At 58.0% G+C, this 7,465-nt stretch carries 4 protein-coding genes and 3 pseudogenes; 4 read left to right on the top strand and 3 right to left on the bottom strand.

The annotated features are described in order from the left end of the window. The coding region (locus tag IC50_RS35425; RefSeq protein WP_035716056.1) for a HipA domain-containing protein at positions 1–577 on the top strand (577 nt) is incomplete at its 5' end. Positions 578–828: 251 nt separating this feature from the next. Here the strand turns inward: IC50_RS35425 and IC50_RS39730 are convergent. Continuing rightward, positions 829–1,823, bottom strand: a pseudogene (locus IC50_RS39730) (IS481 family transposase). Between the two features lie 213 nt (positions 1,824–2,036). Between IC50_RS39730 and IC50_RS35410 the strand changes: the two are divergent. From IC50_RS35410 to IC50_RS35390, 3 genes and pseudogenes are all read left to right on the top strand, one after another. Continuing rightward, on the top strand, positions 2,037–2,402 hold the full coding sequence (locus IC50_RS35410; RefSeq protein ID WP_035716053.1) for a Nif11-like leader peptide family natural product precursor: 366 nt from the start codon (positions 2,037–2,039) through the stop codon (positions 2,400–2,402). Positions 2,403–2,492: 90 nt separating this feature from the next. Then, positions 2,493–4,027 (top strand): annotated as a pseudogene (locus IC50_RS44085) (radical SAM family RiPP maturation amino acid epimerase). Between the two features lie 700 nt (positions 4,028–4,727). Beyond that, positions 4,728–6,707: a RiPP maturation radical SAM C-methyltransferase gene (locus IC50_RS35390; protein WP_011084777.1), complete on the top strand. Its 1,980-nt coding sequence runs from the start codon at positions 4,728–4,730 to the stop codon at positions 6,705–6,707. 89 nt (positions 6,708–6,796) lie between these two features. On the opposite strand, the pseudogene IC50_RS43525 reads toward IC50_RS35390, so the two are convergent. Both IC50_RS43525 and IC50_RS35385 read right to left on the bottom strand, forming a co-directional pair. Continuing rightward, positions 6,797–6,921: pseudogene (locus tag IC50_RS43525) on the bottom strand (aldehyde dehydrogenase family protein); the annotation flags it as partial. A 99-nt stretch (positions 6,922–7,020) separates the two neighbouring features. Next, entirely contained in the window at positions 7,021–7,239 is a 219-nt protein-coding gene (locus IC50_RS35385) for a hypothetical protein (RefSeq protein WP_223153707.1), read from the bottom strand. Between the last annotated feature and the right edge of the window lie 226 nt (positions 7,240–7,465).

The raw sequence follows: 7,465 nt of genomic DNA, 5'->3' as shown, positions 1-7,465 counted from the left end.
GTGGCGCCTGCCGCAGGAAGACTGCTGCCAGGCGCTGTCCGTTCCACCCGCGCGAAAGTATGAATCCGATGGCGGACCCGGCATCCGCAAAATCTCGGATTTCCTCAAGGGCAGCGATACGCCTGAGGACGACCAGGCCATTTTCTTCAAGGCGCAGATCGTGTTCTGGCTGCTTGCCGCCACCGATGGCCACGCGAAGAATTTTAGCATTCATTTGGCGCCGGGCGGTCGTTTTCATCTTGCACCGCTTTACGACATCATTTCGACCCAACCGAGCTTGGACGCTGGACAGATCAGCCAAAACCAAATGAAGCTGGCCATGGCGATCGGCAGCAACCGGCATTACATCGTCCACACGGTTCTCGGCCGACATTTCGTGCAGACTGCGAAAAGCTGCGGTCTACCCGACAAAACAGTCAAGGTTGTCATCCAGCAGCTCGGCGATACAGCCGCAAAGGCCATAGATCAGGTGCTGAATGCGCTTCCAAAAGGATTTCCGGAGAAGATGGCCATATCGATTGCTGATGGCGCAAAGCGCCGTGTGAATTCGCTGGCTGTGCTCAAGAGTAGTGAATGATCGCCGGTTTGCGCAAGCGTACGATGACCTCCGTGAACGGTGGCAGGAAGACCGGATCTACCAAACCAAACCTGGAAGCTGCCTACCAGAGGAGCAGCAGCGCGATCAGCAACAGGGAGCGTTGCCCGAAAGCAGCCAACCAGCGGCTCAAGAAACGGGCCCGGTTCAAGAACGGCGATTGCCGCTCTCCTTCGACGGCGAGCGGCCCGCGCCGTCCGTATGCAAGCTCCAACAGCGACTGCGTTTCCAAACTAGGTGTTTAGTCCCGGCATTTGCTGGAGCGGATTAAGTTTGAATCGTTCTGGCTGGGAAGTCCAGCATTTGCAGATGTATTCGTAGGGCGTGAGGCCCTTCAGGGTCTTCAGCCGGCGAGCGAAGTTGTAGGCGCGGACGAAGTCGGCGAGGTGGCTGCGCAACTCGTCATGCGTGTCGTAGTGGAAGCGCTTGACTGTGGCCTCCTTGATGGTGCGGTTCATCCGCTCGACCTGGCCGTTGGTCCAGGGATGCTTAGGCTTGGTCAGGCAACGATCGATATCATTGCGGGCGCAGGCCACCTCGAAGGCATGAGCCCAAAATGGTTGCTTTCGTTCGATCATGGCTTTGATATCGGCCACAGTCCAACTCCCACCGCTTGGGTCGGTGAGTGGGTGCCGTTGTCCGTCAGAACGGTGTGGATCTTGTAAGGGACTGCCTTGATCAAGTTCCGCAGGAAGTCGGCTGTGACACTCGTGGCTTTTCGTGCAACTCGGTGAAGGCGCACTTCGAGGTTCGATCGATTGCGACGAAGAGATAAAGCCCTCCCATCGCGGTGCGAACCTCGGCGATGTCGATGTGGAAGTATCCGAGATAGCTTTTGAACTTGCGCCTTACGCCCTTGCCATCCTCCACGTCGGAAGCCGTGAGATGCCATGGCGCTGAAGACAGCGATAAAGCGATGAGCGTGTCAGATGCGGGATTGTCGCCTGGAGAGCATAAAGGCAGTCATAGTCATCCAGCGGCAGCAGCGCATGCTTGCAAAAGGCGACGATGATGGCCTCCTTCTCAAGCGACAAACTGGTGGATTTTGGCTCTCTCGGGCCGGTCGGAAGATCGGCCACCGAACCGCGCTTCTTCCATTTTGCGACGGTCTTCGGATTGATCCATAACGCTTGGACAGCGCCCCCAGGCTCTCTTGACTATTTTGTATTGTTCGACGGATTGCCTCCGTCGTTGTGGCGCAGCCGTGAAGAACCTGCTCCGTTTGGATACTGTCAACGAAAACCTCGTCCCGCGTAGCGGGCCGATTGTCAGTTCGGCAACAAAGTGTCACCAAGTGGACGATACGCAGGGTCAGAAAAACGAAAAATCAGCAATCTTCAATTCGGCACGCCTCTTGCCCTGTTAACGGCGTCGGCACCAATCGCTTGTGAGCCCGAGATGGATGATTTGGCGACTTTGAGCAAAGGCACGGAGACTGGCTGTGTCGCGAACTGACGTAGAGCGATTCGTCAACGATCTGGGGAACGACGGTGGTCTGCTTGAACGCGTAAAACCAATTGCTACCGGCCTTGCATCGATTGTCGTGATCGGAAAGAGCCTCGGCTACAGCTTCACACCTGATGAAGCTAAAAGTTGCATTCGAGCTCGACAGAAGTTGACGACTAAACCGCTCGCCGGTGGCACTTTTAATTCGAGTGATACGATCTCGACCGGCGCTGTTCAGGCCCTTGCAGAGGTGGCCACGAGCGGCGCGCAAGCCGCGGAAGCGGCCTCTGACCACGCCACAGCAGTTGAGCCCGTTGCAGTTGTTGTGGTTGTTATTGTAGCGGTCGTGGCCGAGGTCTGACATGCCTTCGCTCTGACCGCATCGGGTGGTTGCTCGAGGAGGCGATGAAGTGCGATGAAGTGCGATGAAAACATGAAGTAAGCTTCGTCAATGACACACGCTGCCGCCGAGCACTACCGACAGATTTTTGACCGGCGTACCCCGGAGCAACTGCGCACGCTATCGCATCTCAAACGCTTCATGGAGCGGTTAGTCGGTGACGAGGAGTTCCGCAGGGCGCTTGCGGAGGCAATCGCCACCCCTCGAGCGGTAACAGAGCGGTACGGCATCAATGTGGATCCAATGGAGGTGCTGCCGCTCTGGCGCGGTGGCTACCAACAATACCGCTTCAAGCCGGAGTCTGCGCCGTGGCCGCTGGCTGTGATGTGGGATGAGTATCTCCGCGAGATGATGCGTCATCGCGACCTCTTGCGCGACGAAGGCGAGATGTCGACGATCAATCCTCGCTTTCATGCTTGGCGCGAGCGGCAAATCCGGCGCTGCAATGACCAATTGGGCGTGTCGGCGGCGTCGCTCACGCACCCCATAATCGCTTTCGAGCTAAGCGAAGGCTGCAGCGTCGGTTGTTGGTTCTGTGGCCTCTCGGCCGATCGCTTTACAGGCTATTACGACATAGCAAAGAGCATGCAGCGCTTTGGCGGGGCGTGGTTGGTGTCGCGAGCGAAATGTTTGGTTCTGCAGTCCGCACGGGCTTCTGCTACTGGGCCACAGATCCTATGGACAACCCACACTACGATCGCTTTCTGTTCGACTACTATCAGATTACGGGCGCGTTACCGCAAACAACAACCGCAGCCCCACTCAAGGATCCGGCACTCACCAGGCACGTGCTCGGGCTCTTCAATCTATATCGCACGACGACGAATCGTTTCTCCGTGCTGAGCAGGGCCCATCTTAATCAGATTCACACGGCCTTTTCGCCTGAGGAGTTGCTAGGAGTCGAACTCATCCTGCAGGGCAAGGAGGCGCAGACAGCAAAGGCCATGGTCGGGCGCGCGCGCGAGCGGAAGGAGAAGCGCAGGGGCGCTAACAAGGACGGTGCAATCGCCTTTCTGGAACGCAATCACACGACGATCGCCTGCGTTTCCGGCTTCCTCGTAAATATGCGGCAGGGGCGTTTACGACTGGTGACGCCGGTGCCGGGTAGCGATCGCTGGCCTCTCGGGTACCCGCATTCTGGGTGAACGCTTCTTCAGCACGCCTGACGGTTTCCGGGGCGGGCTGCAGAGCATGATCGAACAGTATATGCTCGAGAGCCCAGCCCATATGACCTGCCGATCCGCTTCCGCAGGGACCTGCAATATAAGGCAGGGAACCGGTGCTTTCATCTTCGCTCACGCAACATGGAACACCGCGTGCTCGACGACATCGCCCCGATTTCCGTTGGCCCTTTGATCGCGGACGGCAACTGCACAATGTCGGAGCTGGTTATTCGGGTCGCAGCTGACGGAACAACCCTCCTTGGGGTCGCCGACTTGCTCGATCAGTTGTACATGACCGGGCTGATCGAAGAAGACCTCGACGACTGCTTCATCTGGCAGACCGGTGACTGGACGACGAGGCGCATCGAAGGAGTCAAACACGCGTCCTCCCATACGGGTGCAGATTGTGCCGATTCGCATTGAGGCACTACTTAGCCTCAAGCGACAGCAGCATCCCACCATCCAGCAGTGCTGAGCGCGATGACATGCCGCTCCGCATCCACGGTCCCTGGCTTCGTGGCGTGCACAACCGGCGTGACAAAAGAAGACCAGCGGGGTTCCGCGCTTGCGGCTTCGAGCCAAGCCCTCATTTCGGGCATCAGCGGTGCACGACTGGGACGCACGCGGTTAAGTCGAGAATGGCTTGCCCCGCCCAGTGGTCAATCAAATGGTTCTGCCAGACGACGGTGCCGCTGGTTCCGGAGAGGTCGTGGCTTTTCGTGGCGCGCCACTGCAACTTGCACTGGCGGTGATCCCTGCTAGCGGACGACGACGCGCCTGAAACTTTGATAGGTCCATGTGAATGACGACGTCAGTCCGTTCATCAATGATGAAAAACAGCGAGTCTCACTCGAGGGTGGCGCCGCTAAATACCAGAGCGGAGCCGCGTGCAGGCAATTATTCCCCGTTCGGCTCCAGCACTCTCTGCTTGCTCATGCCGTCCAGTCGCCGGGCAACGAACGTGACGCGGAAATCGTGGCTCGAAGCGGGCTGCCCACTAGCCGAATTAGCGACTTCATGTTCACAGCTCCGGTCAGGAGTCGCGCAGAATTCACTTTGCCGTCCGGCGCATGAGACTATGGCATGGCGAACGCACCTGTGCGCACATCATGAATAACGTGGAATGATTATGAGTATCGCTGTGCCAATCGTCCTAGTCAACATGCCTGTGTCGGCAGTCGAAAGGCCGTCACTGGCGCTTGGTCTGCTGAAATCAGCGCTGACCCAGGCTGGACTGCAATCCACCATAGCATATGCCAACATCTGGTTTCTAGAATACATAGGCATCGCCGACTATGGACCTCTTGAGAATTGCCCGCCAGAGGAGGCACTGGTTGATTGGCTGTTCGCGGGCATTGCTTTTCCCGGCTTCGAACCCGAACAAAACGCCTTCCTCGACCTCTATTTCGAGCGCAACCCGATACACGCAGGCAAAGGTATGGCCGAGCGTCGCGCGAATTTCCTTAGGCTGCGCTCGCTCATCGGCGGGTTTATCGACTGGACGGCTGACAAGATATTGGCGAAGCGGCCGGCTATGGTCGGGTGCAGCTCGACCTTCACCCAGCATGTCCCCTCGCTCGCGTTGCTGCGCCGGCTGAGCGAGCGCTCACTTGATCTTGTCACCCTCATGGGTGGAGCGAACTGCGAGTCGGTAATGGGGCGCAGCACTCACGCGCGTTTCCCATGGGTCGACTATGTCGTGTCGGGCGAGGCCGACGCACTGATCGGCCCGCTGTGTTGGGACATCCTAAATCGCGGCAGAGACATCCCGCCTGCTGACCTGCCATTTGGCGTTTTCGGCCCGACGCATCGCGAGGCCGGCTATCCCGCGGCGTCGACGCGCGACTTAGTGCCCCGCGCCGTGATCGAGAACATGCGTGACCTGCCGCTGCCGGATTTCTCGGACTATTTTGCGGAGGTTGAGGCGTCGCTCTACGCCGACCGCATCCATGCTGGGCTGCCGATGGAGTTCTCTCGCGGCTGCTGGTGGGGCGAGCGCAGTCATTGCCTGTTTTGCGGGCTGAACGGCGGATCGATGACCTACCGCCAGAAGCCCGCGGGGCAGGCCGCAGCGGAGATGATTGAGATGTCGGCGCGCTACGGCTCGTCGCGCATCGAAGCTGTAGACAATATTATGGCCATTGACTACCTTGAAAAGGCGCTCCCTCACCTCACCGCGCTACCCGAGAAGCTCGCGATCTTCTTTGAGGTCAAAGCCAACCTGAAGCGCCACGAAGTGGAAAAGCTGGCTGCCGCCGGCGTCCGCTGGATTCAACCGGGTATTGAGAGCCTGGATACTCGTGTTTTGAAGCTGATGCGCAAAGGAACGACCTCAGCGCACAATGTTCAGCTGTTGAAGTGGTGCCGTCAGTACGGCGTGCGGGTCAGTTGGAGTTTATTGTGGGGCTTTCCCGGCGAGTGTGATGCATGGTATGCGGAAATGGCCTCTTGGTTGCCGTTGCTGCATCATCTGCAGCCGGGACCTGCGGTACGCTTGCGATACCAGCGCTACAGCCCCTATCATTACACAGCTGAGAAACATGGACTGAAGCTGCTCCCGGCCGCCCCCTATCGCTACGTGTATCCGCTGTCGGAGCGCGATCTCTCGGAACAGGTATACTACTTCGAAGACAGCGAAGACCACGATGTCGGCGGCCATTTCACACCGCGCGACGAAAACCGCCCGGGGCTAAATGCCGTCGCCAAGGGCATCGATGCCTGGCTGAAAGCCTGGAGGGGGCCGACTTTCTCTATGCTGTCGATGCAGGACAACGGCGACGAAATCATAGTCGAGGACACGCGAGCCATAGCAATCGAGCGCGAACACCGCGTCAGAGGCCTCGAGCGAGAAATTCTTCTGGCCGCGGACGAAGGCTCGCCTGAAACTCGCCTGTGCGATCGGCCGGGCGCGGCGAATGTAATGCAGGGCGAGATTGATGAGGCGATAGCTAACATGATCGCCCGCAAACTGATCGTACGGCTTGACGCGCGGCTGGTTGGGCTCGCGTTATGGCATCCATATACGCCAATCCTTCCCCTGACTGCGTTCCCTGGTGGCTATCTCGACCGACGCTCCACGCCAGTGGCCCTCCCGCGCGAATAAGGAAAACTGCGGTGTGCACTTCGCAGGGCCACACCCCTCGCCTGTCTCCTTTGCTTGGCGCTCGCGCCAGCCTTGTCATTTTTTTCGCCCGCGTCGTTGAGCACAATCAACGGCGTCGAGCCCAAAGCTCCAACATATATGGTTTGAGATATTTGGCCGAAGCGGCGGCGATAATCGCGCCAACCCTAGTGGAGCCGATGAAGTTTATGCGGCGTTCGTTCCGCATTAGATAGCTTAAATATGCGCTACGAACTGCATCGCTCGATTTTCGTAGACTACTTCATCGGGCGAAAAGGAGAAACCGCATCGAACTTCAACTGTTTGACACAGGTTGCAGCTGCCAAAGCGTCGTGTAGTTTATCGGTTCGATCATCGGCTGTAATCGATCCAACTGCTTCGCCGCGTCCAGATCGACACATAGACTTACATTCGTGAGCGACGATGTCGTCACGACTGCACCATCATAAAATGCAGGCAACCCGCGCATCGTTTCGATGCCGGGGCGAATCCCCTTATCGTCCTCGATCATCATTTGCCGCATTTCCAAATTTATCCGGCGGACATCGAAGAATAGAGCCCCTCACGATTCACTGCATCTCCCTTAAGCTGTAAAACGATATGATGAACCGGTCCACGATTGCTATGCCGACGCGTAGGGTCAGGGCCTCGCTCGGCCGCGAAGCTTCTCGTCGGGCTGGTCAACGCTGGATTTGGAGTGCCTGTCAGGTTCCATGGCTCGATTGTTCTGATCCTCACCA

The sequence above is a fragment of the Bradyrhizobium genomosp. I (2014) genome, from assembly GCF_000261685.1.
Lineage (GTDB): Bacteria > Pseudomonadota > Alphaproteobacteria > Rhizobiales > Xanthobacteraceae > Bradyrhizobium.
The sequence above is the reverse complement of the archived record's forward strand: the minus strand, read 5'-3'. Positions and strand labels throughout refer to the sequence as shown.

Excerpts from the sequence above, each read along its gene's own strand:
- IC50_RS35390 (WP_011084777.1), top strand. The coding sequence starts at position 4,728 with ATGATTATGAGTATCGCTGTGCCAATCGTCCTAGTCAACATGCCTGTG.
- IC50_RS35385 (WP_223153707.1), bottom strand. The coding sequence starts at position 7,239 with ATGATGATCGAGGACGATAAGGGGATTCGCCCCGGCATCGAAACGATG.